Source organism: Sporosarcina ureae, assembly GCF_029267015.1.
GTDB lineage: Bacteria > Bacillota > Bacilli > Bacillales_A > Planococcaceae > Sporosarcina > Sporosarcina ureae_D.
Map to the genome: position 1 here is coordinate 37955 of NZ_JARIEA010000001.1, position 24528 is coordinate 62482.

Consider the following 24528-nt stretch of genomic DNA (forward strand, 5'->3'; position numbering starts at 1 on the left):
AACGTAAGGAGGATCTACATGGTTGACATACATAGCCATCTATTGTTTGGGGTGGATGATGGACCGGAAACAATTGAAGGTAGCGTGCGCATGATAGAAGAGGCAACGTCAGAAGGAATTACGCAGCTAGTCGTCACACCACATGCCTATAGCCCGCAATATCACGTACCTGTAGACGAAGTAGAAAGCCAAGTTCGAATGATGAGAGATGTCATCGAAGCAGCCAATAGTAACCTGACGCTATTGACAGGACAAGAAGTGCGAATCCATGAACATCTCATCGCCAATTTATTAAATCAAGACATACTTACTATAGCGAACTCTCGTTATTTACTATTGGAGCTGCCTACACAAAACGTTCCAGCCTACACAGTTCGAATCATCCAGTCTTTACTTGAAGAAAGCATCGTGCCGATCATTGCACATCCTGAACGCAATAAAGGTATAGCTGAAAAACCTGAACGGTTGGAGCAGCTAGTACGCCACGGTGCATTGGCACAAGTGACAGCAGGTAGTTTAGCAGGTCACTTCGGTAAAAATATTCAAAAGTTATCTCTTCAACTAATAGAAGCGAACTTGATCCATGCGTACGGATCAGATGCTCATAATACGGGCAATCGTCCATTCTTATTCAGCAAAGGATTAGAAGTTCTTGGAAAGAAAGTAGATATGGAAACGGTCGATATGTTGTTGTTGAATAATCAACAAATTATTGATAATAAATTGCTGACGATCTATGAACCCGAAACTCCTGTCGCTAAAAAATGGTGGCAAGTGATTGGGTAGGTTAAACCACCATATGAACGAAGGTCTAAGAGAAATCTAGATTCAAAGGAGGAGCATCCTTTGACTATACGCAAACGAATGACCATGCTGATAGCAACCGATTCTATTATTGTCGATCTATATCGGATACTTTATACTTCATCCATTCACTTCGATAATCTTTAATAAAAGTAAGCGTCAAAAAATGAACACGTTGTTTCACATAAAAGAAAATGCCCCAAAAGAATCGTCCATAAAGATTCTTCGGGGCATTTTCTATTTCTATGGCTGAATATAACAATTCTTTGGTAAGGTCTTCGACTAAATTTTAATTAATAGAGTATGTTAATTGTTTTATGTTTTCATCTTTAATATTAAGAAAATAGAAATAAATCAAACAGTACAAATAGTAGTATAATAAATTGAGTCATACATTCTATAAATTTATAGAATGCATACTTTGTAAAATATATCGGCTTAGGAGATGAGTGGATTGAAAACAAAGGAAAAGAAAACGTTGAAATGGTTATGGATTACCCTCATAACGATCGTAATTCTAGTAGCTGCTAGCGGAATTTATTTATTTACTGTGTACGGCTCTGTTAAATCTACCGTGAATAAAGACACTCATGAGCCTGTTAAAGCTATTGACACAGAAGTGACGAAAGAAAAAGTGGCAAAGCGTGATTCTTTGAATGTCTTGTTAATGGGAGTGGATGAGCGAGCTGGAGATAAAGGCCGTTCTGATACGATGATCGTCATGACATTAGATGCGGACAATTCTAGAGCACAAATGGTGAGTATCCCTCGCGATACTTTGACGGAAATTGTCGGAATAGGTGTAAAGGACAAGATCAATCATGCGTACGCATTTGGCGGTAGTGAAATGTCTGTTGAGACGGTTGAAAAGTTTTTAGATATTGACTTGGATTATTATGTGCGAGTGAATATGGAAGGGTTAGAGGATTTAGTAGACGCTGTTGATGGCATTACGATTAACAATAATTTTGAGTTTACTGAAGGAGGACGAACCTTTAAAAAAGGTGAAATCACGCTGAACGGTAAAGAAGCTCTTTCGTATGTACGTATGCGTAAAAATGATCCGAAAGGTGATGTAGGTCGTAATGAAAGACAGCGACAAGTGATCCAGGCGGTTCTTGACAAAGGATCGAATATCACTTCGATTACGAAAATCAATAAGTTGATTGGTATACTTGGGAAAAACATTGTCACCAATTTAGAGTTTGATGAAATTCAGATGTTATATAAAAATTATAAAGATGTACGAAGTAATGTATCGTCGTATCAAATGACAGGTGAGAACAAAGTGATTGATGGCATTTGGTATTTGTTAGTGCCTGATGAAGAAAAGGCAAAGACAACTGAAATGATTCGAGAGTACGGTGGATAAGTTATTTTATTATATTTTACTTGTTTTGTGCTAATAGGTGTCTATGAGCGATAATGCGCTGGTAGACACTTTTTTATTACTAATGTGAAATCCACGGATGCCTATTGTACATTTAATATCTATTTTTTGTCAGTAAGCTTACCATAATCCGGAATGGCGATACGTTCAAATTCATTGACTAATCTTGACCCGTTATCGTGATAGCTGGTTGTAAGGCTTTTAGTCTGATTACAGATTCCAAAGCAGCCTCTCAGTCTGTTGTTAAATAGCGTTGCGGACCACTTATTTCTTGTTCTTGCGTAAGCACTTTATATAGATATTCCTGCTTTACCGTAACAAATGCATCTCCGACAAGTAACACCATATCCTTCTGCCTGAAGAATGATATATGACCCGGTGAATGAACTGGTGTGTGTATCCATTTAAACTCTTGCAAGAAAGGAACACTGCCTTCTGGCGGCAAACTTTTAATATGACTTCCCAATTGAATAGGATCAGTTGGAAAACTAGAAAACATTTTGGAAATCATTCCACCTTCTACACTGGTATCAGGGTCTGGATAACTGGATACTCCGGTTAAAAACGGTACTCTAATTCATACATGGGCACTTTCCAAATGGTCTTTCGAAGTCGGATTTGCGACTGGCACGAAATGGATATGTTTTCAAATCAGCAGACCTACAGGCTTATTTTGATTCACAGACGTGGTATGTTGCGAATGAATCATCCGATGGCGAAATAACAGATGTAGAGCAGCATAATGTTACGTTGATTCGGTCTGTAGAGTAGGTTGTATAGTTTAATATGTACGTACAGCCGCCACCTCTAACGTTGCGACTGTAGTTATTTCTTAGTGTTTACGACAATGAAACAGCCGGGTCAGTCCTTTCAGAATGATCGCCAAGGCGAATAACACGATGATGATCACTATAATCACGGCAACGGCTAATAACAGCACGTTTCCAATACCCATTAATAAACTAGGCACAATCAAAAACAAGCCGAGCAAAGCATATCCAGCTATAATCCCGAAGAAGAAAAGCCATTCATTGCTTACATGTTCATATTTCGACATAAACTTCACCTCCTTGCTGTACTATATGTAACCACTAGCAAGACGATGTAATGTAATACACACGGTTGTCGTTAATAATAAAATACTTACTATATATTTTGGCTGCATGGAAGTGATTTGGAGAGGGTATCTCTGATTTAGCGAATGATTGAAAGAATAAAGTTGTTTGGCTTTCATACAATAAAAGATACCCTTGAAACAGTTTAAGTTTTTGACATAGTATTCTTGATGAATAATCAGTATGAAAGGAAAGCACACGGTAATTTTCTTTTCAACGTAGTAATAACAAGTGAATAATCGGTCTTTTTTTTTTTTTTTTTTTGAATGTAATTCCATTAATTAGTGCGTTTATTTTATGGATAGTAAAACCAAAAGATCTTTAATATCAAATAATGAATTCATGATAGAACCTTTTGCTGTAGGTAAAGTTAGGGCGAAAGGGAAAATAGGAAACAACAAAATTTATATATTCACATTTCATAGACAAATGTTATAGCTGAACAATGGATTAGTCTAGTTAGTCCCTATTATATCCGGCTATATTACTAGGGTCTTGAAAACCAATATATTTCAGCTAGATAAAAATCTTCGCTATATTAATATTTTTTAGTTAGAAAATTGAGAATAGACTAGTAATTCGTTAAAATACCAGCTATACTTTATGTGTAGTAGTACCTCACAAATAGGTTATAATGTGTTGTTTCACGCTATGTATATATGTAATTATTTCCATACAATTAAAACTTATAAACAATGGTCAAGTCTTAAGGTTTTGATAAGCAAGAAAAATGTGCAGAGTATGGTTAGGTAAGTTGAATTTTCGTTAGATTAACTTAATAGTTAGGGAATTATGTAGCTTTAATATTACTTTAGTTTTATTCAGTGAAGTGGAATTGGATATGAAATCTTTAATTATTGATTAAGGAAGGGGTTGACTAGAAGGAAATATAATTTATTAAGATGGCTTCGTATACTCATAATAGAAATTCGAATATATATATTGTATTAAAATATTTAGCGGGCGAATTAAAACTCTAGCTATCTCTTAGTAAGTAATATACAGAAAGAAATAGAAAAAATACTAGATATATTTAAGGTGCTATTTTCTTTTGAAATATACAGTGAGTCAAGAAACACGACAAAGTGCTTTCGGAGGTGGAGTCATATGAAGCGAGAATGGAAAATGGTGTTATATGGAATATTTATACTATTTCTTTTATGTAGTAGCTATCTCTTCTATTTATTTTACATGAAACAGTATGATATGACAGATGATGAATTAGAAAACAAGATAAAAACACCATATGAAATACAGTTGCCAAATGGTACAAGTCTGATAATGAAAAATGAAAAAAGTGGAAAAAGTAAACTAATTAAACACTACCCTAAACCTTCAGCAAATAAATTAAGTGGAAATGGAGATAAGGTAGGGAATATGCTCAATTCCAATAAAAGTGACACCCCTTCTAATATCAAATCATCGAAAGTAAATACAGCGACTTCTAATTACATGGAAAGAGTAACTGTTGCCGAAATAAAAGGAAAGTATGATCCAGCCATTATGCAGCTCCAAAGTAAAATAGACGACAAGATGGATTATTTAGTCAATCACGCAAGAGAAGAATACAGTATAAAGAAGCAAAATGGGAAAAGTTCCAGCTACCCTTATATGTACAATAAGTACCTAAAAGCGTTAGATGCCTTGGAAGAACAAAACTCAATCATGTTCAATGGCATCATGGATTCACTGGAGAAAAGTTTGGAAACTAATGGCTTTAATAAAGCGTATTCGAAAAGTTTTCGAGATGAATATGAAATACATCAGGAATTACGCCGTAAGAAAGTTCTTAATAAGGCTATTACAAAATGAAAGATTATTCAAAATGACTTCTACTGAATACTTCCCATCTCATCTTCAATTCGATAAACAATGAATATATAAAGACAATCAAAAATCCTAATAGATCAAAGGCAATAATGGTTATTTACATCATAAAAAATGGTAGTCTCCTTAGACATTGAGAACCAACTTGAAAACTTAACTTCCTTGTTAGGCGGAAAATATCGCAGTGATGAAATGAGCGGTTACTGCTCATTTGTTTGTCTAGAGAAAATAAGTCAATCAATGATATTGATGAATACGTTAGACCTAGCGAATTGTTTTCCGGTAACTTCAGTAAAGCATAACAGTAAATAATAATGCTAATATACCGAATGAATCAAATTATTGAGGGAAGTGACTTTGCTTTATAAATAAAGTCATAAAAAAGGGGCGATTAGAATTATGAATGAAAATATTAACTTACAGGAATTATTTGCAATAATAAAAAAGAAAAAATGGCTAATTATTGGTGTTGTTTCTATAGCAATTCTATTTACTGCAATGGTAAATCACTTTTTATTAACACCAATTTATCAAGCATCCACACAAATACTAGTCACGCAGCAACAAGCAGAATCGGAATTAGATTCGTTGGCTATACAAACAGACTTACAACTCATAAATACTTATAACGTCATTATTAAAAGTCCAGTGATCTTATCGGATGTGGTAGAGAGTTTAGATTTGGGAATTAAACCATCTGACTTATATTCGCAGTTAATTGTTAGTAGTGAGCAGAATTCACAAGTTATGAATCTGACTGTTCAAGATTTAGAACCGCACAAAGCGGTTGATATTGCAAATACAACTGCACAAGTATTTCAACGGAAAATTGTTGATCTCATGCAGGTAGATAATGTACATATTTTATCACCTGCTATGCATTCAGAAAATCCTTCCCCAATAAGGCCTAATAAACAATTAAACATGGCTATAGCGATAATTATAGGCTTATTAGTCGGCGTGGGAATTTCATTTTTGCTTGAATACTTAGATACAACAGTGAAGACGGAGTATGATATTGAAGAATTACTCAACTTACCAATTTTAGGGCTAGTCAGTACGATATCAGATAAGGAAGTAGCTGTAGTAGATACTGCAAAAAAGGGGTTTGATGCTCATGTTAAAGAAGTTTAAAAATAAGAAGAAAAGACAATCAAAAAGATCCATCGCATGTAAGTTAATTACTCATTTAGATTCAAATACTATTGTCTCCGAACAGTTTCGTACACTTCGAACAAATATCAACTTCTCTATGCCTGATCAAGAACTGAAAACGATTTTGTTTACATCTGCTACGCCTGGTGAAGGAAAGTCGACAATTTCCGCGAATACAGCAACCGTTTTCGCCCAACAAGGTAAAAAGGTGTTATTGATCGATGCGGATATGCGAAAACCGACTACACATTATACATTTAATTGCCAGAATACAAAGGGGTTATCTACGCTACTATCTCGTCAGTACGAGGTGAATAACGTTATTCAGAAGACGAGTATAAGAAATCTTGATTTGATAACAAGTGGTCCTATTCCACCCAATCCCGCGGAGTTACTTGGATCGAAGTTGATGGATCAACTAATTGAACAATTAAGTAGTCAATACGACATGCTCTTGTTCGATGCACCACCTGTATTGTCTGTAACCGATGCGCAGATTTTGTCCCATAAATGTCAAGGGACAATTCTTGTGTTAAATGCAAGGAAAACAGAAAAAGAAAGTGTGCTAAAAGCGAAAAGTTCGTTGCATTCCTCTCAAGCAAATATTATAGGTACTGTCCTTAACAACTTTGTTGTGCAAAACACTTATCATTATTATCGATAGTATGTGAATATACAGTGGAGAGAATTCGGTCTTTTCATTTTTAAGAATGCCGGGATAAAGTATGTGTGCGAAAACAGTCGCACGTTACAGTGAATTACTATTATTAACTACTTCTTTATAGTTTGTATTTTTTATCATCATTATAATAATACAAATGTATAAAAGATAATTCCAAAGGTTCATTTTTTGAGGGGAATTATGAGTGTTGATGTTTAGTTATAAAGACCTTAACAATACGTAGGTCTGGAATTACTATGCATTAAACCAAAAGAAAATGTGTTGTAAAACTACAAAATAAATAGAATAATCGGATTAATGTGTAGTATAACTACAAAATGTGTTGAATATACTATTCTACCTGTAGTATACTAGTGAAAAAGAAGAACTTACGCTTATTATGTGTGGTTAAACTACACAATAGAGTTTTGAATTAACCACATAACTATTATTGAAAGGGGGAGCTTGATATTACTATTCGTAAAAGAATGACCATGCTCATTGTCAGTGATTCAATAATTGTATTGTTTTCAATCTATATTGGTTATTTTATACTAACACCGTTCATCGGGATATTCTTCAGCAAGCTACTACTGGTCAGTGCCATCACTATACAAGTTTCACATCACTTTTTTGCTTGGCGTTTTGGACTTTATCGGAAAGCTTGGGCGTATGCTTCGATAGGTGAATTGAAGTCAATTGTTGAAGCTGTCACTTTGTCCATTTTAGTAGTGGCTGCTGTGCAGTATGTTCTTACTCAAAATGTTTCAATACGGGCATTAGTTATCACCTGGATGCTACATGTCTTGCTCATTGGGGGGTCACGGTTATCGTGGAGAGTCGTTGGTGCTAGGGTGGTAAAAGCGCGGGACGTACAGATGAATCGCACAATTATTATTGGAGCGGGTCAGGCCGGAATCATGATTGCTCGACAAATCATGAATAATCCTAGACACGGCATGCAACCTGTCGCTTTTATAGATGATGATCCTATGAAACAAGGGTTGGAAATTTACGGGATCAGAGTGTGCGGTGGGACAGAACGTATTCAACAATATGTGGACATGTATAGAGCAGATAAAATAGTAATAGCGATTCCTTCAATGGATAAGCGAGAGATGGCTGCACTAATGAAAAAGTGTGTAAATACTGGAGTCACTACACAGACGATTCCGCTGATTGAAGATTTGATCATGGGGAAGGTATCTATTCAAGATGTACGAGACGTGAAAATTGAAGATCTACTCGGACGTGATGAAGTGAAGCTAGACTTACAGGCAATTAAAGGGAAGTTGAAAGGTAAAACTATTCTGATTACCGGAGCGGGTGGTTCTATCGGATCTGAAATTTGTCGGCAAGTGGCAGAGTTCAAGCCAAAGAAGTTGATCTTGCTAGGGCATGGAGAGAACTCGATCTATACCATTGATATGGAGCTACGGCAAAAGCTTTCACCTGCTATAGAGATTATACCTATTATTGCTGATGTACAAGATCGTACTAGGATATTCGATATCATTAGCGAATTGAAACCAGATGTCATTTACCATGCTGCTGCGCATAAACATGTACCGCTTATGGAAGGCAATCCAATGGAAGCAGTAAAAAATAATATATTTGGTACCAAGAACATTGCAGAAGCCGCACACTTATTCGGCGTATCGTATTTTGTTTTCGTCTCGACAGACAAAGCAGTTAATCCTCCAAATATTATGGGGGCGACCAAACGGTTTGCTGAGATGATTGTGCAAAATTTGGCGAAGAATAGTGATACGAAATTTGCAGCTGTCCGTTTTGGGAATGTATTAGGATCGCGTGGTAGTGTCGTTCCATTATTCACGAAGCAAATTGCTGCAGGTGGACCGATCACTGTCACAGATCCAGAAATGACTAGATACTTTATGACGATACCTGAAGCGTCTCGGTTAGTTATACAGGCAGGTGTTCTCGCTAAGGGTGGAGAAGTTTTTGTACTGGATATGGGGGAACCAGTAAAAATTGTAGACTTGGCTAAAAACCTTATTAAATTATCCGGGTATGAAGAGGACGATATTGAAATTCACTACTCAGGTATTAGACCAGGAGAGAAATTATTCGAAGAACTGATGAATGAGAGTGAAAGGCAAACAGATTCCGTATTCCCAAAAATTCATATCGGAAAAGCTACACCTATTCCCGAAATGGAACAGAGTCGTGTGCTCGATGAGTTATTGAATATGACAAACATAGAGATAAAAGATACGTTAGTCGGACTAGCAAATCGGAAATTTCCGGAAGTTCCAACACAAGAAGTGGAAGCAGTATAAGCAGTTATTCATATTCACAGATCTCGATCCATACAATATCAATCTGATAAGCAAAAAGTGAAGACTAGGAGTGGATTAACATGGTCGATATTAGATATAGAAATATTCCTTTTTCTACACCGGATGTAACGGATGAGGAGATTAATGAAGTAATGAATATTATGAAATCAGGGTGGATTACTACAGGACCCAAAACAAAAGAGCTGGAACGAAGAATTGCCGAATATATAGGTGTGAGTAAAGCAGTTTGCCTGAATTCCGCAACTGCAGCAATGGAACTCACACTTCGAATATTAGAAATTGGACCTGGAGATGAGGTTATTACATCAGCATATACCTATACAGCGTCTGCTTCTATTATTGAACATGTAGGGGCAAAGATTGTATTAGTTGACACTGCGCCTAATTCGTTTGAAATGGATTATAACCAGCTAGCGGATGCGATAACTGAAAGAACAAAAGCAATCATACCTGTGGATTTGGCGGGGAAAATGTGTGATTATGACACGATTTATACAATTGTAGAAAGTAAAAAGCACTTGTTTAAAGCTGCCGGTAAGCTTCAATCACAATTAAATAGAATAGCAGTCATGAGTGATGCAGCACATGCTTTTGGAGCTAGGAGAAAAAAACGAAAATGTGGTCAGGTCGCTGACTTTACTTGTTTCTCCTTTCACGCAGTCAAAAACCTCACTACTGCAGAAGGGGGCGCCGCGGTTTGGCGGAATGATCTCGGGTTTGATGACGAATGGCTTTATAAGCAATACATGCTATACAGTCTGCACGGTCAATCAAAAGATGCCTTGTCAAAAACAAAAATAGGTGGCTGGGAATATGACATTATCTTTCCGGCTTATAAATGTAATATGACAGATATCTCAGCAGGCTTTGGACTAATTCAGCTAAATCGCTATGAAAGTATGTTAGGAAGACGTAAGCAGATTATCGAACTATATGATCAAGCGTTAGTGTCGTTAGGGCTCGATATTCTACAACATTACGGTGAAGGTTTCTCTTCTTCAGGGCATCTGTACTTAGTCAGAATACCTGGTATTTGTGAAACAGGAAGAAATAAGATCATTACAAAGATGGCTGAAGCTGGAGTTGCTTGTAATGTGCATTATAAACCTTTACCAATGTTTACAGCGTATAAGAATTTAGGATTTGACATTGACGATTACCCGAATGCGTATAGCCAGTATGAGAATGAAGTTACTCTTCCACTTCATACGGCACTTAGTAATACGGATGTCAGTTATATTGTGAAGCATTTTGAAAACGCTTTAAAGGGTAGGTGATCAGATGTATAAGCATATATGCAAGAGAATTGTCGATATTATAGTCAGTTTAGTGGCACTACCTTTTTTACTACTAATCATCTTGATCGTGGGCCTACTAATAAAACTTGAAGATCGAGGTCCTGTTTTTTATCGAGCTGACAGACTAGGAAAGAATGGTACACCATTCCACATGTTCAAATTTAGAACGATGAAAGTACATGCTGCAGACATTCGTAATGAAGATGGTTCAACATTTTGTTCTGCGAGTGATCCAAGGTTAACAAAAATCGGTAAAGTCCTTAGAGAAACAAGCATAGACGAATTACCGCAACTATTGAATGTTTTATTCGGGCAAATGAGCCTAATTGGTCCGAGACCCGATTTAGTGGAAATGTTATCTGTCTATGAGGGGGAAGAGGCTAGAAAGTTAGATATAGTGCCTGGCATTACGGGATATAACCAAGCATATTTCCGCAATTCGATTTCTATGAAGAACAGATTTGAAAATGATGTGTTCTATGTCGACAACTTAAATTTCCGATTAGATGTAAAAATCATTTATAGAACGATCCTACTTCTAACACAACGTAAGCATGTATACAACGAATAAAATAACTGAATTTTTGGTTATTAAGTATTGTGAAAATTGTATGTGAGAGAGGTGAGGGCATGAAAATTTGTTTTTTTCCGATATACACGGTAACTCCTATGCATTCGAAGAATTCATGAAGCAAAGTGAGCAGATGAATATTGATCAATATATCTTTTGCGGAGACGTCTTTGGCTATTATTACGGTCAAAATGAAATTATATCTAAGTTAAGAAACATAGAGAATTTGTACACGGTTAAAGGCAATCATGATCAATACTATTTAGATCTCTACTCTACTAATGAAAACGAGGATCAGCTAGTAAGGCGATACGGAAATGCCTATAGGGGGATTACTCAGCAAATTTCAAACGAGAACCAAGTATTCATAGAAAATATGGCAGATCACTTGGTACTAGAGTTGGAAGGGAAGACAGTTGGCGTATTTCATGGAAGTTTACAGAATCCCATTAATGGTCGAATTTATCCTGATACTGAATTATGTATGACAGATGGATATGAACAATATGATTACGTGATTCATGGGCATACGCATTATCGAATGGTAAGACATATTGATTCCACGATCCTTATGAATCCTGGATCTATTGGGCAACCAAGAGATAAAAATGGTTTTAGTTTCGCCACTCTTACACTTCCGAATGGAAAAATAGATTTTCATGAAATCATCTTTGATCGAAGACTATTGATACGGGATATTGAGAAATATGATAAAGGTAATCAAAAACTGATAGATATTTTGTTTAGAAATGAGGAGACGAATTATGAATAGAGTCATTTTGGTTACGGCAATTGGTGGAGATGTAGGTCATAGTATATTGAAATGTCTTACTAGCGAGTCCGATGTATTAATAGGATGTGATATAGATTCACATCCAGTTGGATTGGATGTGGTAGATCAATTTTTCTCTTCACTTCCAGTCGGAAACGAGGATTACATTTCTCAAATCGCAAACAAATGTAAAATATTTAACGTAACTCACTTAATCCCGGTCAGTGAACATGAAATAGAAAAGATAATTAAACATTTAGATGTATTCAAAAGATTGAATGTAAAGGTATTAATTAACACAAAAGAAATAGTCGACACGTGTCTAGATAAGTATCTTACAGCGAAACGATTAGAAAACCTCGGATTGGATATTCCAGACTATTTCACTGAAGATGAATTTGTTTCTGACGGAAGAAAGTATATGGTGAAATTCAGAAAGTCTTGTGGATCTAAATTACTAACAGTTATTACCACTCAAAAAGAATTAAATAAAATTAGGTCTAGTGTTTCTGAACCACTCATTATCCAGGAATATATAGATGAGTCAGATCAAGAATATACTGTCGGTGTATTCAGTGATGGACATGAAATTAGGGTCATTGCTTTTCAAAGGAGACTCAAAGGTGGGTATACAAAATTTGTTAGGCTCGTGGACGACTCATCGATTACACGAGATGCCATCATCGCAGCACAAGGGCTAGGCTTGGTTGGAAGTTTCAATATTCAATTGAGGAAAAGTAATGGGAAAAACTATATCTTTGAAATTAACCCGAGAATATCAGGAACCGTAAATTTTAGGCACATGTTAGGTTTCGATGATGTTCGATGGTGGTTGGATATTCTTGATCAGAAAGAAGTAAAACCCTATCTAAATGAATATAAAAGTGCGATTGGCATAAGAGAAATGAATGAAAAGTTTCTTCTGCTAAATTAAAAATGTTCTATTAAGGAGAATGACCATAGTGAGAGTATTATATATCGCTACTTCATTTCCAGAACCATCCAAGGGTGCGACTATATATACTGACTTAGCAGAAGCCCTGCATGAGGCTGGTCATGAAGTTACAGTCGCTGTTTCTGAACAGGCCAAAAATAAGCGTATTACAGAGATCAAGCAAGAAAGAGGTTTCGACGTTTTGCGCATCGTGACAGGAAATTACTATGATGTGGGACTAATAGAAAAAGGTATTACGACTTTAAAGATTCCTGTTTTGATGAAACGGGGAATCACTAAACATCTTAAAGATAGAATATTTGATTTTATACTATTTGAAGCACCTCCTGTTACTAATGCAGACTTGATTTCATGGGCAAAGAAGCAATTTAATTGTCCTGCTTACTTAATGCTCAAGGACATATTTCCTCAAAATGCAATTGATTTAGGAATGATGAAAAGAACAAGTTTGATTTATCATTTCTTTAAATCCAAAGAACATAAATTATTACAAACGGCTGATTTGATCGGCTGTATGTCTAATGCAAACTTGCAATACATTCGTGCACATAATTCCTGGATTGAATCATCAAGAATTGAAATATTCCCTAATACTAAAAAGATCAGTAATTCAAATAATGTACTCAGAATGCATCCTCACTCGATGAGAGAGCAGCTAGGTATTCCAAAAGATTCTTGCGTGTTCTTGTTTGGAGGAAACATGGGGAAACCACAGTATATTGATTTTTTATGCCAAGTCATTGACGGCTGTAAAGATGAAGGAAATATGTATTTCCTTTTCGTCGGCAGGGGGACTGACCGAGTGAAATTAGAGAAGGAAATAGAAGAAAAGTCTATAAAAAATGCGCGTATCATTGAAAATCTTCCAAGGAATGAATATGAACAGATCACCAAAGAAAGTGATGTGGGGTTAATCGTATTGGATCCTCGCTTCTCTATACCTAACTTCCCGTCTAGGATTCTATCGTATATGGAGTATGGCAAGCCAGTCATTGCAGCTACGGATGACGTAACGGACTTAAAAGACCTCATAAAAGACGCGGATTGTGGTGAATGGGTTTGGTCTGGTGATGTAGATACTTTTATAAATAAGGCGAAGGAAATGTCTACTTCCAAAAGGTTACATGTAATGGGGAGAAATGGACGTATCTATTTGGAAGAAAACTTTAAAGTACACCGTTCGGTTGAGATATTAGAAGGCCATTTCAAAAAGTGAGGTGCGAATTATGTTTAAAGACAAAACATTATTGATTACTGGCGGAACTGGTTCTTTCGGGCATGCGGTAATGGAAAGATTTCTCGATAGTGATATAAAGGAAATCCGAATATTTTCCCGTGATGAAAAAAAACAAGATGATATGCGCAAGTTCAATAAAAACAATAAATTGAAATTCTATATTGGGGACGTCAGGGACTTAGCTAGTGTAAAAAATGCTATGCATGGTGTAGATTATATTTTTCATGCTGCTGCATTAAAGCAAGTGCCATCCTGTGAATTTTTCCCTCTTGAGGCTGTAAAGACAAATATTTTAGGTACAGACAACGTCTTAACAGCAGCAATCGACTACGGAGTTGAAAAAGTAGTCTGTTTGTCAACTGACAAAGCCGCTTATCCTATTAATGCCATGGGAATATCTAAAGCGATGATGGAAAAAGTGTTTGTCGCAAAGTCAAAAACCGTTTCGTCCGACAAAACTTTAATTTGCGGCACAAGATACGGAAATGTAATGGCTTCTCGCGGATCGGTTATTCCATTGTTCATCGACCAAATAAAAAGTGGACAACCTATCACTGTTACCGACCCAAGTATGACAAGGTTCCTAATGAGTCTTGAAGAAGCAGTGGAACTTGTAGTGTTTGCTTTTCATAATGCAGAAGCAGGGGACATCATGGTCCAAAAATCACCATCGAGCACAATAGGTGAACTGGCACAAGCTATTAAGGAATTATTCAATGCAGACAATGAAATAAAAATCATTGGAACCCGTCATGGAGAAAAACGGTATGAAACGTTGCTAACTAAAGAAGAATATGTGAAGTCTGAGGACTTACCAAACTTCTATAGAGTGCCTGCGGATAAAAGAGAGTTGAACTATGATAAGTATTTTGAAGAAGGTGACCGGGAACTTTCCAGTATTGAAGAATACAATTCGGACAATACAGAAATTTTAAGCATTGAGCAAATTAAGGAAAGGTTGCTTGAATTGGAGTATGTGCGTTTTGAGTTAGAACAATGGAAAAGAACCTTCCCGATTTTGAATTAAAAGGGGGTCTGACACATGAAAATTTTAGTCACCGGAGCTAATGGATTCCTAGGAAGGAACTTGATTGCAGAGCTCAGAAACAATGGCTATAGTGAAATCTTTGAATTGACACGTGATAGTAATTCTGAGCAGTTTGCTACCTATACGAAAGAATGTGATTTTGTATTTCATCTGGCAGGTGTCAACAGACCGAGAGATGAAGAAGAGTTTATGAAAGGCAACGCAGACCTGACTTCAGAGTTACTAACCATGTTAAGGAAACATCATAACGAAGCACCTGTTTTGGTCACTTCCTCCATTCAGGCTGAATTAGACAATCCTTATGGGAAAAGTAAGAAGGTGGCTGAAGATTTCGTAGTGCAATACGCTCATCTTACGGATGCCAAAGTATACGTATACCGTCTCCCAAATTTGTTTGGGAAGTGGAGTAAGCCTAACTACAATTCGGTTGTAGCTACGTTTTGTCATAATATTTCCAGAGACATAGAAATTAAAATCAATGATCCAAGTGCAGAGTTGACTTTGTGTTATATAGACGATGTAGTAGATGAGTTCATGCGGGCGCTAGAAGGAAGTCCAACCAGCTCCAGTGATTTTTATACAGTACCTGTAACTCATCGTATTCGGATTGGTGAGCTAGCTGATTTGTTGAGTAGTTTCAAGGACAGTAGGCAGGATTTACTCATTCCTAATATGGAAGATACTCTAACTAAAGCACTTTATAGTACGTACTTAAGCTTTTTACCAGAAGATCAATTTTCCTATGAATTGACCATGCATAGCGATCACCGGGGGTCATTTACAGAGTTTTTAAGAAGTACTGAACGAGGACAAGTGTCTGTTAATGTATCGAAGCCAGGTATTACAAAAGGGGACCATTGGCATCACACTAAAACTGAGAAGTTCTTAGTGGTCAGTGGCGAAGGGCTTATTCGTTTCAGGAGAATGGATTCCCATAAAGTTATAGAGTATGCAGTGAGTGGGGAAAAGTTCCAGCCCATCGACATCCCACCAGGCTATACACATTCCATTATGAATACAGGGGAAAGTGATTTAGTGACCGTAATGTGGGCAAATGAATGCTTTGATCCCGAAAATCCTGACACATACTTTTTGGAGGTTTAATGATGAAAAAATTAAAAGTTATGACAGTCGTTGGAACGAGACCTGAAATCATAAGATTATCCGCGGTCATCAACAAGTTGGAAAGCTCAGTTGCTATTGAACATACGCTCGTTCATACTGGACAAAACTACGATTATGAATTAAATGAAGTGTTTTTTGAGGATTTTAAATTGAAAAAACCTGATTACTTTCTTAATGCAGCGAACGGTACTGCAGTGGAGACTATCGGGAATATACTGGTGAAAATAGATCCTATTATTGAGGAAGTACAACCAGATGCGTTTTTAGTTCTAGGAGACACAAACAGTTGCATCAGTGCCATCGCAGCTAAAAGAAAACAAATTCCTATATTTCACATGGAAGCGGGCAATAGATGTTTTGATCAACGAGTACCTGAGGAAACGAATAGAAAGATTGTCGATCATATAGCAGATATTAATTTGACTTACAGTGATATCGCAAGAGAATACCTTTTGAAAGAAGGATTACCGGCTGACAGAATTATTAAGACAGGTAGCCCAATGTTTGAAGTGATTAACTCTAGAAAAGATGATATTGATGGCTCGAATGTACTCGAAAGACTCGAACTTAAAAAAGGAAACTATTTCGTGGTATCTGCACACCGAGAAGAAAACATCAATTCCGAAGTGAATTTTCTAGATTTGGTAGACAGCTTGAATGCGATAGCGGAGAAGTATCATATACCGGTGATCGTCAGTACACATCCACGAACAAAGAACATGATTGAAGATAAGGTGATTGAATTTCACTCTTTAGTGAAAACGATCAAGCCACTAGGATTCAATGATTATGTAAAACTTCAGCAAGATGCGAAAGCAGTGCTTAGTGATAGTGGGACGATTAGTGAAGAGTCTTCAATCCTAGCGTTTAGAGCACTCAATATCCGACAGGCACACGAAAGGCCTGAAGCGATGGAAGAGACGTCCGTAATGATGGTTGGCTTAAAGAAGGAAAGAATTTTACAGGGTTTGGAAGTTCTGGAGACTCAAGAAAAAGGAAGCATGCGTCTTGTTGAAGATTATAGTATGCCGAATGTTTCTGATAAGGTATTGCGGATTATTTTGTCTTATACGGATTATGTGAATCGTGTTGTCTGGAGAAAGTTTTACACGTGATTATGTAATGATATCTCTGTATTTCCTTTCAGGGGAGTATAAACTTCCATTTAAAAATTAAGTAAATAACATTAGTTGTAAATATGTTCGATAATCTGAGTAAATATTTAATTTGATGTTTGAATAAGTAGTTGAATTTAATAGTGATCCAGTAGAATATAACGTCAAATCTGATTTAAGTATATTTGTAACTAGAAAGGAAATATTACTAGCTATCGTATTTCTAATAGTTGTGTTAACCAATCGAATAATACACAGAGGAGGGAATGCGATGAAAATACTTTGGCTTGCTAATGTACCGTTACCAGAGGCAAGTTTACTAATGAATCAAGTACCTACACCTTTTGGTGGATGGCTGATTAATGCGTCTAAATCGATCTCATCAAACCCCAATATTGAATTATGGATAGCTTTTCCCCAAAAAGGTCTAAGGAATATTGAAGTATTTGAGGGGGAAGATGTTAAGTATATAGCTTTTCCCGATTTAGATAATTCCATGAGTTTAGATAAAGAGGAAGTAGAAAAGAATAAGGACTTTAATGAAATGGTGGAATTAATAAAACCAGACATTGTTCATATTTATGGAACTGAATATATTCATACGCTTGCTATGGTCAATATGTGCAGAATAAAGAATATCCATGTGACAATATGGATACAAGGGTTAATATCGTTCATTGCTAATCATTATATGGCATCACTACCTACGAACATACAAAGTCAATCCACATTTAGAGATTTACTAAAAAGAGAGAATATAATGCAACAACAAAAAAAGTTTGTTGAACGTGGTAAATATGAAATAGAATCATTGAAGAAAGTCGAACATGTTATGGGACGGACGACCTGGGATAAAGCTTGTACATTCATTATCAATCCAGATGCGACATACTATCACTGCAATGAAATGTTACGAACTGAGTTTTATCAAAACAAATGGAGCTTGGAAGAGTGTGAGAAACACTCTATTTTTATCAGTCAGGGAGCATATCCATTAAAAGGACTTCATTACATGCTTGAAGCGATGTCTTTACTAGTTAAAAATTTCCCAAGGGCTAAAGTATATATAGGTGGACCTGATATTACAAAATTAGACAGTATAAAATCGAAATTAAAAATAACTACTTATGGTAAGTATCTTAATGAGCTCATTAAGAAGTATAAGCTTTGGAATCATGTCGTATTTTTAGGGACATTAGACGAAAAACAAATGTGTGAAAGGTATTTGAAGTCTAATGTATTTGTGTGTCCATCATCCATAGAGAATTTGCCGAATTCATTAGGCGAAGCGATGATTCTTGGCGTACCGTGTATATCATCAGATGTTGGTGGGGTTAAGGATTTATTAACGCATTTAGAAACCGGATTTATTTATCAATCTGATGCACCATATATGTTAGCGCATTATATATCGGAAGTTTTTAAAAATGAAAAGATTGCCCTGGAATTCTCCGTGAAATCACGAAGGAAAGCAGAGGACATTTATAATATAAACGAAAACACAAAAAGACTTATTAAAATATATGAAGAGATATTAGAGAGTTGAACTTTGACACCGAAAATAATAGTAACATTGTTTAATAAAGGTATAGAGAGAGTATGATGGAATGATAAATAATACTAACAAAACATATGTGATTAGTATCATTTTTAAAATGAATATTATAGTTATTAAGAATAAAAGTATAAAAAAATAAAACTTTGAGCATGAATAATCTTATATTTCGATAAAACATACCAACACATCTTGTGAATGTGTTGTCAAACTACAAAAAAAGTAGGTATTAATAATATTGTGTAGTATAATAATGGAAACATTCAATCTATTGTAAGTGGAATTAAAATCCACTTGAGTGTAACAGTTAATCTAGAAGTAAGAGATTATATTACGTATATATCTATTGTAATGGGGATTAATTGAAGGTACCAATTTATTCAAAAAGAAATGTTTGGGGGGAATGGAATGGAGAATAACTTAGATATCCTTTTCTTGGCAGGACTGTTTCCTAAGGAAAAGGAAAAAGAGATACTTGAAAATTCTAAAGGAGCTATCCAGAATGCTGCCAACAATTTACAATGGAGCATTGTAGAGGGACTAGATGCCAATCTTGTATATAAACCCAAAATATTAAATTCGTATTACGTAGGTTCTTTTCCGAAGAGGTATAAAAAAATTAAAATTGATACGTTTGAATTCTCTCATTCTAAAGGTTCGAACGATATAAACATAGGGTTTATTAATTTATCGGGTATTAAACATGTAAGTAGATACTTAACTTTGAAACCTCAAGTAAAGAGGTGGATTAGTCAGAAAAGTGATAGAAAGAAAGTAGTGATTGCCTATGCTATGACTATGCCTTTCACTAGAATACTTAGATACGTAAAGAGTCTTGATGAAAATATTGTTACGTGCTTAATAGTTCCTGATCTTCCTCAATTTATGAATACAACAAAATCAAATAATAATGCTTTGTATAATTTATTAAAAAATTATGAAATGGATCTATTAAATAAAGATTTGCACTATATTGACAGCTATGTATTATTGACAAAACATATGCGTGAAGCTTTAAAAATCACTGTTCCAAGTGCAGTAGTAGAAGGGATCTCTACTAAAACATCTGGTGATTCCTCATATAGTGAAAAAGTACAAAATAGAAAAACGGTTCTTTATAGCGGACTTTTAATGGAAAGGTATGGTGTGCTCAATTTGTTGAGTTCATTCGAGAGGTTAAATAATCCGAACTATGAATTGATCATATGTGGCACAGGTGAGTTAGAGGATGAATTTATTGAAGCCAGTAAAAGGGATAACAGAATCATTTTCAAAGGACAGTTGCCTAGGGAAGAAGTATTGGATTTACAAAAAGCATCCAGTATTTTAATTAATCCGAGACCAAATAATGAAGAATATACAAAGTACAGCTTTCCTTCAAAAATTCTAGAGTATATGTCTTCCGGAACACCTGTCATCTCATATGAACTAGATGGAATACCTGAAGAATATTATGGATACATGTATAGTGTGGACGATTATGAGGATAGCCTATTTGATGTCTTAAAAGAAACTCTAGAAAAGTCTGAACGAGAATTGTATACAAAAGGGTTTCTTGCGAAACAATTTGTATTAGAAGAAAAGAATAGTTATAAACAAGCAAAGAAGATTGTAGAAATGTTAAAAAGCATAAAAACATAAATTGCAAGTTTTTATAATATAAATACCTTTCACTCTTTACTGAAATTAAAGACAAGTAAATTCAGGTTAAGAAAAGGGGGGGATACTATGAAATCAGAAAAGAGTATTGGCAGAGGTAGAGGAAATAGTTTCTTTGATTTTATAGGCATGTTGATTTTAGCGTTGTATTGTATGAACTTTTTAAACAAAGGAATTTATATACCTCTCGCAATTTTCCCTATAATACTCATTTGTTTATTTGCTCTTAAATACAACCCGGAATTTACTCTTACGTTACTAACGTTAACAGGGTTTTGTGTCGTTTATGCTGTCGTACATTATTTTTATCACTTTAGTTCAAAAGGTATTATTATTATGTATTTGACATACCCTATCACTTTATATGTTCTTGGTTATATAGTGACACGTGGGGAAAGCAAGAAAATGTACCAGTATCTAGTTGTAATTATTGTTTCTTTTACCTTAGTAGGATTTCTGAGCTTGATGAATACTGTTTCAATTTATGGTGACATGACTAACGCGATCCAAGCATTTGGAGGAAGAAGACTAGTAATGAATATATGGGATAACAGCCTCATTTCAGCTACTGGAATAAATACCAGTTTATCTTTTGGACTAGCGATGTTACCTATAATATTTTTAAAAGACAAAGGGAATAAAAAAAGTAATATTGTAAGAGTAATTGCTTTTTTAAGCTTCTTAGCATCAACGTATTGTGTAATTCAGCTTGGCAATAGAACAGGATTAGGAATAATTATATTATCCATTTTAGTAGCTTTTTTTTTAATCCACAATAACGGAAAGAAAATATTGGTAATTTCGACGTCTGTAACTATTTTTTTTATTATGAAAATAGGATTTGATAAAGATATATTGGGAATTCGATCAGCATGGGAGACTACACTTCTCTATGCAAGGTTAGAATCAGCTGAACTTGGTTCAGATTCTAGAATTACTACCTGGTTAGACACACTAAATGGGCTGGTTGTAAATCCTATGGGTGGCAAAGAAACGTCGATATCAATAACATATGCACATAATTTATGGTTAGATGTAGCATTTGAAGGTGGAATATTCCCATTCGCTTTATTAATTATCTTCACTATAATTTCTATTATTTCATTAGTTCAATTCCAGAAATATAAACACCCTCTTATTTTACAGGGACTAGTATTAACTATAATTACTGCGTTTTTTATAACATTCATGGTGGAACCTATTATTCAAGGATGGTTTACCTACTTTAATATATTTTGTTTTATCGTCGGTATGATGCAAAGAAATAATCTAGGTTATAGAAGAAATATTACTAATGATAAATTTATAGAAGCCTATCCAGTCAAATGGTTGTAATCTCTGAGAAACATACAATTACGTTGTTATATTAAAGGAGGCTCAGATTATGAAGATCATGTGGATTACAAATATTGTTATTGGTTCAATTCATCAAATGTTATATGGGAGAGCATCCAATGGGTTCTGGATGGACGCACTACTCAAAGATTTTATAAGTGAAGGAGAACATGAATTACTTATAGTTACAACGGGCAGAAATAAGAAGCATATCTACTTGGAAAAAAAGAATGTTAAATATTATATCTTTCCAGGTGGTTATCCATTTGAATATAATCATGAAAACAAAAGAAATATGATGGACTGGGAGAGGTTAATACAAAAAGAAAAGCCAGATATAATACAGGTTTGGGGAAGTGAATACACCCATGGATTGGCTGCGTTACGAGTTGCTCCAAATATTCCGTCAGTAATATTTATACAAGGTATATTAGCGGCAATAGCTAAATATTACGAGGCGGGTATTAATTACAAAGAGTTAAAAAAGAATAGGACGATCAGAGATATTATAAAAGGTGATTCAGTGCTTTCTCAAAAGAATAAATACTTGAAGAATAGTAATTACGAGAAAGAGTTGCTTAAGCTTTCTGGGAATATAATTAGTGAGAACTTGTGGACAGTTGCAAACTGTAAAGAAATTATTTCAGATATCAAAGTTTATTACTGTCCTTTAAATATCAATGACGTATTCAGTGAGTATCGATGGATACATAAAGCTATTAAGCCCCATACTATCATGTGTAATGCATCGGGGTATCCCTTAAAAGGGTTACACATGATTTTAGAGGCGTTATATTTGGTGAAGCAAGAGTATCCAAATGTGAGGTTAACTGTTCCGGGCAATTCAATGATCAGTGATAAAAGCATAAAAGGTAAGTTGAAAAAGTCTGGCTATATGAAATATATTGAGAGACAAATAGAAAGACTGGGACTTTCCGATAACATTGAATTTACCGGAAAAGTTACACCTCGAGAAATGGCTAAAAGAATGTCAAAAGTGAATGTCTTTGTATTGTCTTCTGCTATAGAAAATCAATCTAGTACATTAAAAGAAGCGATGATGGTTGGAACCCCGTGTATAGCTAGCAGTGTTGGAGGGATACCTGAATATGCTTCACATGAAAAGAATGCTTTACTTTATCGATTTGAAGAATATGAATTGCTAGCTGAATATATTAGTATAATATTCCGCGATGAACAGTTTGCATCTAGGTTATCTATCAATGCCTTAGAAGAGATTAATAAACTTCATGATCATCGCCAGATTTATAAAAAAGTTATTAATATTTATACAGATATGGTAAATACAGAAATGGACCTACAATAGTACTTGTTGAATTGTTGACACAGACCACGAATAAGAAATGGGGTAACAATATGAAAGTTACATTCTACTCAAATTTTTTGAGTCATCATCAGTTACCATTTTGCAATGAAATGTATGAAAAGCTAGGCAAGGACTTTAAGTTTGTTGCGACAGAGCCGATACATGAAGAGCGATTAGAGTTAGGATATGAAGATATGAGTGAAAAGTACCCCTTTTCCTTAAACGCTTATACGAATGAAGAAAGTTATGACAAAGCTCTTCAGTTAGGAGAAGACAGTGAAATTGTTATTATTGGTTCCGCGCCAGCTATCTTTACTAATAAGAGATTGAAACAGAACAAAATAACGTTTCGATACTCTGAGAGGATTTTTAAAAGAGGACGTTATAGAATTATAAGTCCAAGGTCATTCATTCCTTTAGTAAGGGACCATACGCGTTATATGAATAAAAATGTTTATATGCTATGTGCCAGTGCATATACTGCTGCAGATTTTAAATTAGTTAGGGCATACAAGAAAAAGGCTTTTAAATGGGGATATTTTCCTGAGGTAAAGCAGCATGATTTAAAAATATTAATGGAAAAGAAAAAAAATATAGTTCCTAAGATATTATGGGTAGGAAGATTATTAGAATTAAAACATCCAGAACAGGCTGTAAAGATAGCTGCTATGTTAAAGGCTAGCGATTATTCTTTTCACATGGATATCATCGGTTCAGGAGAAATGGAAAATGAGTTGAAAGAAATGATAAAGAAATATGAACTTACTAGTCATATAGAGGTGCTAGGTAACATGAAGCCTGAACAAGTTAGAATTCATATGGAAAAAGCAAATATCTATTTATTCACTAGTGACTTTAATGAGGGATGGGGAGCAGTTTTAAATGAAGCAATGAATAGTGGGTGTGCCGTAGTTGCAAGTCATGCCATTGGTTCCGTGCCATTTTTGCTCGAACAAAATAAAAATGGATTGATTTATAAAAATGGTGATTTAAATCATCTTTACAAATGTGTTACTAGTTTATTAGACAATAGTTATTTTGCAGAAAAATTGGGCACTGAAGCATACAACACATTATATGAAACATGGAATGCAAGATTTGCAACAACTCGATTGATAGCTTTGTTTGAGTCTTTACTTGACGGAGTGCAACTTGAATATGAACAAGGTCCCTGCAGTCAGTCAGAAATAATATCACATAAGTATATATATTAGATTTGATAAGTTGAGCTCCTATTCTAAAAAATCATAAGAGC

Annotated in this window: 21 protein-coding genes and 1 pseudogene; 20 read left to right on the forward strand and 2 right to left on the reverse strand. The window is 35.2% G+C overall.

All coding sequences use genetic code 11. The annotated features are described in order from the left end of the window. Positions 1 to 18: 18 nt before the first annotated feature. Positions 19 to 786 carry a tyrosine-protein phosphatase gene (locus tag Q7P97_RS00140; protein WP_303964777.1) on the forward strand — a complete coding sequence of 256 codons (768 nt, stop codon included), beginning with the start codon at positions 19 to 21 and terminating at the stop codon, positions 784 to 786. A 463-nt stretch (positions 787 to 1249) separates the two neighbouring features. Next, positions 1250 to 2176, forward strand: coding sequence for an LCP family glycopolymer transferase (locus Q7P97_RS00145; protein ID WP_303964780.1), 927 nt, complete (start codon positions 1250 to 1252; stop codon positions 2174 to 2176). A 119-nt stretch (positions 2177 to 2295) separates the two neighbouring features. Here Q7P97_RS00145 and Q7P97_RS00150 read toward each other — a convergent pair. Continuing rightward, positions 2296 to 2771: pseudogene (locus tag Q7P97_RS00150) on the reverse strand (MBL fold metallo-hydrolase); the annotation flags it as partial. 41 nt (positions 2772 to 2812) lie between these two features. Here Q7P97_RS00150 and Q7P97_RS15545 point away from each other — a divergent pair. Beyond that, positions 2813 to 2965: a YARHG domain-containing protein gene (locus Q7P97_RS15545; RefSeq protein ID WP_369684277.1), complete on the forward strand. Its 153-nt coding sequence runs from the start codon at positions 2813 to 2815 to the stop codon at positions 2963 to 2965. Positions 2966 to 3026: 61 nt separating this feature from the next. Here Q7P97_RS15545 and Q7P97_RS00155 read toward each other — a convergent pair whose 3' ends face one another. Further along, complete coding sequence (locus Q7P97_RS00155) at positions 3027 to 3251, reverse strand: hypothetical protein (RefSeq protein WP_303964782.1); 225 nt, start codon at positions 3249 to 3251, stop codon at positions 3027 to 3029. A gap of 1165 nt (positions 3252 to 4416) precedes the next feature. On the opposite strand from Q7P97_RS00155, the gene Q7P97_RS00160 reads away from it, so the two are divergent. The 17 genes from Q7P97_RS00160 to Q7P97_RS00240 all read left to right on the forward strand — a co-directional run bounded on the left by Q7P97_RS00160 (position 4417) and on the right by Q7P97_RS00240 (position 24487). Next, positions 4417 to 5121, forward strand: a complete 705-nt coding sequence (locus Q7P97_RS00160; RefSeq protein ID WP_303964785.1) for a hypothetical protein — start codon at positions 4417 to 4419, stop codon at positions 5119 to 5121. Between the two features lie 414 nt (positions 5122 to 5535). Further along, positions 5536 to 6270, forward strand: coding sequence for a YveK family protein (locus Q7P97_RS00165; RefSeq protein ID WP_303964788.1), 735 nt, complete (start codon positions 5536 to 5538; stop codon positions 6268 to 6270). Next, positions 6254 to 6955, forward strand: coding sequence for a CpsD/CapB family tyrosine-protein kinase (locus tag Q7P97_RS00170; protein ID WP_303964791.1), 702 nt, complete (start codon positions 6254 to 6256; stop codon positions 6953 to 6955). The genes Q7P97_RS00165 and Q7P97_RS00170 overlap by 17 nt, the downstream gene beginning before the upstream one ends. A 467-nt stretch (positions 6956 to 7422) precedes the next feature. Continuing rightward, positions 7423 to 9255, forward strand: a complete 1833-nt coding sequence (locus Q7P97_RS00175) for a polysaccharide biosynthesis protein (RefSeq protein ID WP_303964911.1) — start codon at positions 7423 to 7425, stop codon at positions 9253 to 9255. Between the two features lie 80 nt (positions 9256 to 9335). Beyond that, the gene (locus tag Q7P97_RS00180; protein WP_303964794.1) at positions 9336 to 10553 is read left to right on the forward strand and encodes a DegT/DnrJ/EryC1/StrS family aminotransferase; all 1218 of its coding nucleotides are present in this window, start codon (positions 9336 to 9338) and stop codon (positions 10551 to 10553) included. 4 nt (positions 10554 to 10557) lie between these two features. Further along, entirely contained in the window at positions 10558 to 11145 is a 588-nt protein-coding gene (locus Q7P97_RS00185) for a sugar transferase (RefSeq protein WP_303964796.1), read from the forward strand. Positions 11146 to 11212: 67 nt separating this feature from the next. Then, positions 11213 to 11917, forward strand: a complete 705-nt coding sequence (locus tag Q7P97_RS00190) for a metallophosphoesterase family protein (RefSeq protein WP_303964799.1) — start codon at positions 11213 to 11215, stop codon at positions 11915 to 11917. Then, entirely contained in the window at positions 11910 to 12851 is a 942-nt protein-coding gene (locus Q7P97_RS00195; RefSeq protein WP_303964802.1) for an ATP-grasp domain-containing protein, read from the forward strand. The genes Q7P97_RS00190 and Q7P97_RS00195 overlap by 8 nt, the downstream gene beginning before the upstream one ends. Before the next feature lie 28 nt (positions 12852 to 12879). Next, a complete protein-coding gene (locus Q7P97_RS00200) occupies positions 12880 to 14088 on the forward strand; it encodes a glycosyltransferase family 4 protein (protein WP_303964806.1) in 1209 nt (402 codons plus the stop codon). Between the two features lie 10 nt (positions 14089 to 14098). Beyond that, on the forward strand, positions 14099 to 15136 hold the full coding sequence (locus tag Q7P97_RS00205; RefSeq protein WP_303964809.1) for a polysaccharide biosynthesis protein: 1038 nt from the start codon (positions 14099 to 14101) through the stop codon (positions 15134 to 15136). 15 nt (positions 15137 to 15151) lie between these two features. After that, positions 15152 to 16261 carry a capsular polysaccharide biosynthesis protein CapF gene (locus Q7P97_RS00210; protein ID WP_303964812.1) on the forward strand — a complete coding sequence of 370 codons (1110 nt, stop codon included), beginning with the start codon at positions 15152 to 15154 and terminating at the stop codon, positions 16259 to 16261. Between the two features lie 2 nt (positions 16262 to 16263). Then, positions 16264 to 17397, forward strand: coding sequence for a non-hydrolyzing UDP-N-acetylglucosamine 2-epimerase (gene wecB, locus Q7P97_RS00215; RefSeq protein ID WP_303964815.1), 1134 nt, complete (start codon positions 16264 to 16266; stop codon positions 17395 to 17397). A 271-nt stretch (positions 17398 to 17668) separates the two neighbouring features. Beyond that, positions 17669 to 18943: a glycosyltransferase family 4 protein gene (locus tag Q7P97_RS00220; protein WP_303964818.1), complete on the forward strand. Its 1275-nt coding sequence runs from the start codon at positions 17669 to 17671 to the stop codon at positions 18941 to 18943. Positions 18944 to 19360: 417 nt separating this feature from the next. Continuing rightward, on the forward strand, positions 19361 to 20593 hold the full coding sequence (locus Q7P97_RS00225; protein WP_303964822.1) for a glycosyltransferase: 1233 nt from the start codon (positions 19361 to 19363) through the stop codon (positions 20591 to 20593). A gap of 87 nt (positions 20594 to 20680) precedes the next feature. Continuing rightward, complete coding sequence (locus tag Q7P97_RS00230; RefSeq protein ID WP_303964824.1) at positions 20681 to 21946, forward strand: O-antigen ligase family protein; 1266 nt, start codon at positions 20681 to 20683, stop codon at positions 21944 to 21946. Positions 21947 to 21995: 49 nt separating this feature from the next. Continuing rightward, positions 21996 to 23273, forward strand: coding sequence for a glycosyltransferase family 4 protein (locus Q7P97_RS00235; protein WP_303964827.1), 1278 nt, complete (start codon positions 21996 to 21998; stop codon positions 23271 to 23273). 50 nt (positions 23274 to 23323) lie between these two features. Next, complete coding sequence (locus Q7P97_RS00240) at positions 23324 to 24487, forward strand: glycosyltransferase (RefSeq protein WP_303964829.1); 1164 nt, start codon at positions 23324 to 23326, stop codon at positions 24485 to 24487. Positions 24488 to 24528: the final 41 nt, after the last annotated feature.

What these genes read in the sequence shown, in the direction of transcription:
- Q7P97_RS00165 (WP_303964788.1), top strand. Translation starts at nt 5,536, where the DNA reads ATGAATGAAAATATTAACTTACAGGAATTATTTGCAATAATAAAAAAG.
- Q7P97_RS00195 (WP_303964802.1), top strand. Translation starts at nt 11,910, where the DNA reads ATGAATAGAGTCATTTTGGTTACGGCAATTGGTGGAGATGTAGGTCAT.
- Q7P97_RS00230 (WP_303964824.1), top strand. Translation starts at nt 20,681, where the DNA reads ATGAAATCAGAAAAGAGTATTGGCAGAGGTAGAGGAAATAGTTTCTTT.
- Q7P97_RS00180 (WP_303964794.1), top strand. Translation starts at nt 9,336, where the DNA reads ATGGTCGATATTAGATATAGAAATATTCCTTTTTCTACACCGGATGTA.
- Q7P97_RS00240 (WP_303964829.1), top strand. Translation starts at nt 23,324, where the DNA reads ATGAAAGTTACATTCTACTCAAATTTTTTGAGTCATCATCAGTTACCA.
- wecB (WP_303964815.1), top strand. Translation starts at nt 16,264, where the DNA reads ATGAAAAAATTAAAAGTTATGACAGTCGTTGGAACGAGACCTGAAATC.
- Q7P97_RS00235 (WP_303964827.1), top strand. Translation starts at nt 21,996, where the DNA reads ATGAAGATCATGTGGATTACAAATATTGTTATTGGTTCAATTCATCAA.
- Q7P97_RS00220 (WP_303964818.1), top strand. Translation starts at nt 17,669, where the DNA reads ATGAAAATACTTTGGCTTGCTAATGTACCGTTACCAGAGGCAAGTTTA.
- Q7P97_RS00170 (WP_303964791.1), top strand. Translation starts at nt 6,254, where the DNA reads ATGTTAAAGAAGTTTAAAAATAAGAAGAAAAGACAATCAAAAAGATCC.
- Q7P97_RS00140 (WP_303964777.1), top strand. Translation starts at nt 19, where the DNA reads ATGGTTGACATACATAGCCATCTATTGTTTGGGGTGGATGATGGACCG.
- Q7P97_RS00225 (WP_303964822.1), top strand. Translation starts at nt 19,361, where the DNA reads ATGGAGAATAACTTAGATATCCTTTTCTTGGCAGGACTGTTTCCTAAG.
- Q7P97_RS00185 (WP_303964796.1), top strand. Translation starts at nt 10,558, where the DNA reads ATGTATAAGCATATATGCAAGAGAATTGTCGATATTATAGTCAGTTTA.
- Q7P97_RS00160 (WP_303964785.1), top strand. Translation starts at nt 4,417, where the DNA reads ATGAAGCGAGAATGGAAAATGGTGTTATATGGAATATTTATACTATTT.
- Q7P97_RS00145 (WP_303964780.1), top strand. Translation starts at nt 1,250, where the DNA reads ATGAGTGGATTGAAAACAAAGGAAAAGAAAACGTTGAAATGGTTATGG.
- Q7P97_RS00210 (WP_303964812.1), top strand. Translation starts at nt 15,152, where the DNA reads ATGAAAATTTTAGTCACCGGAGCTAATGGATTCCTAGGAAGGAACTTG.
- Q7P97_RS00155 (WP_303964782.1), bottom strand. Translation starts at nt 3,251, where the DNA reads ATGTCGAAATATGAACATGTAAGCAATGAATGGCTTTTCTTCTTCGGG.
- Q7P97_RS00205 (WP_303964809.1), top strand. Translation starts at nt 14,099, where the DNA reads ATGTTTAAAGACAAAACATTATTGATTACTGGCGGAACTGGTTCTTTC.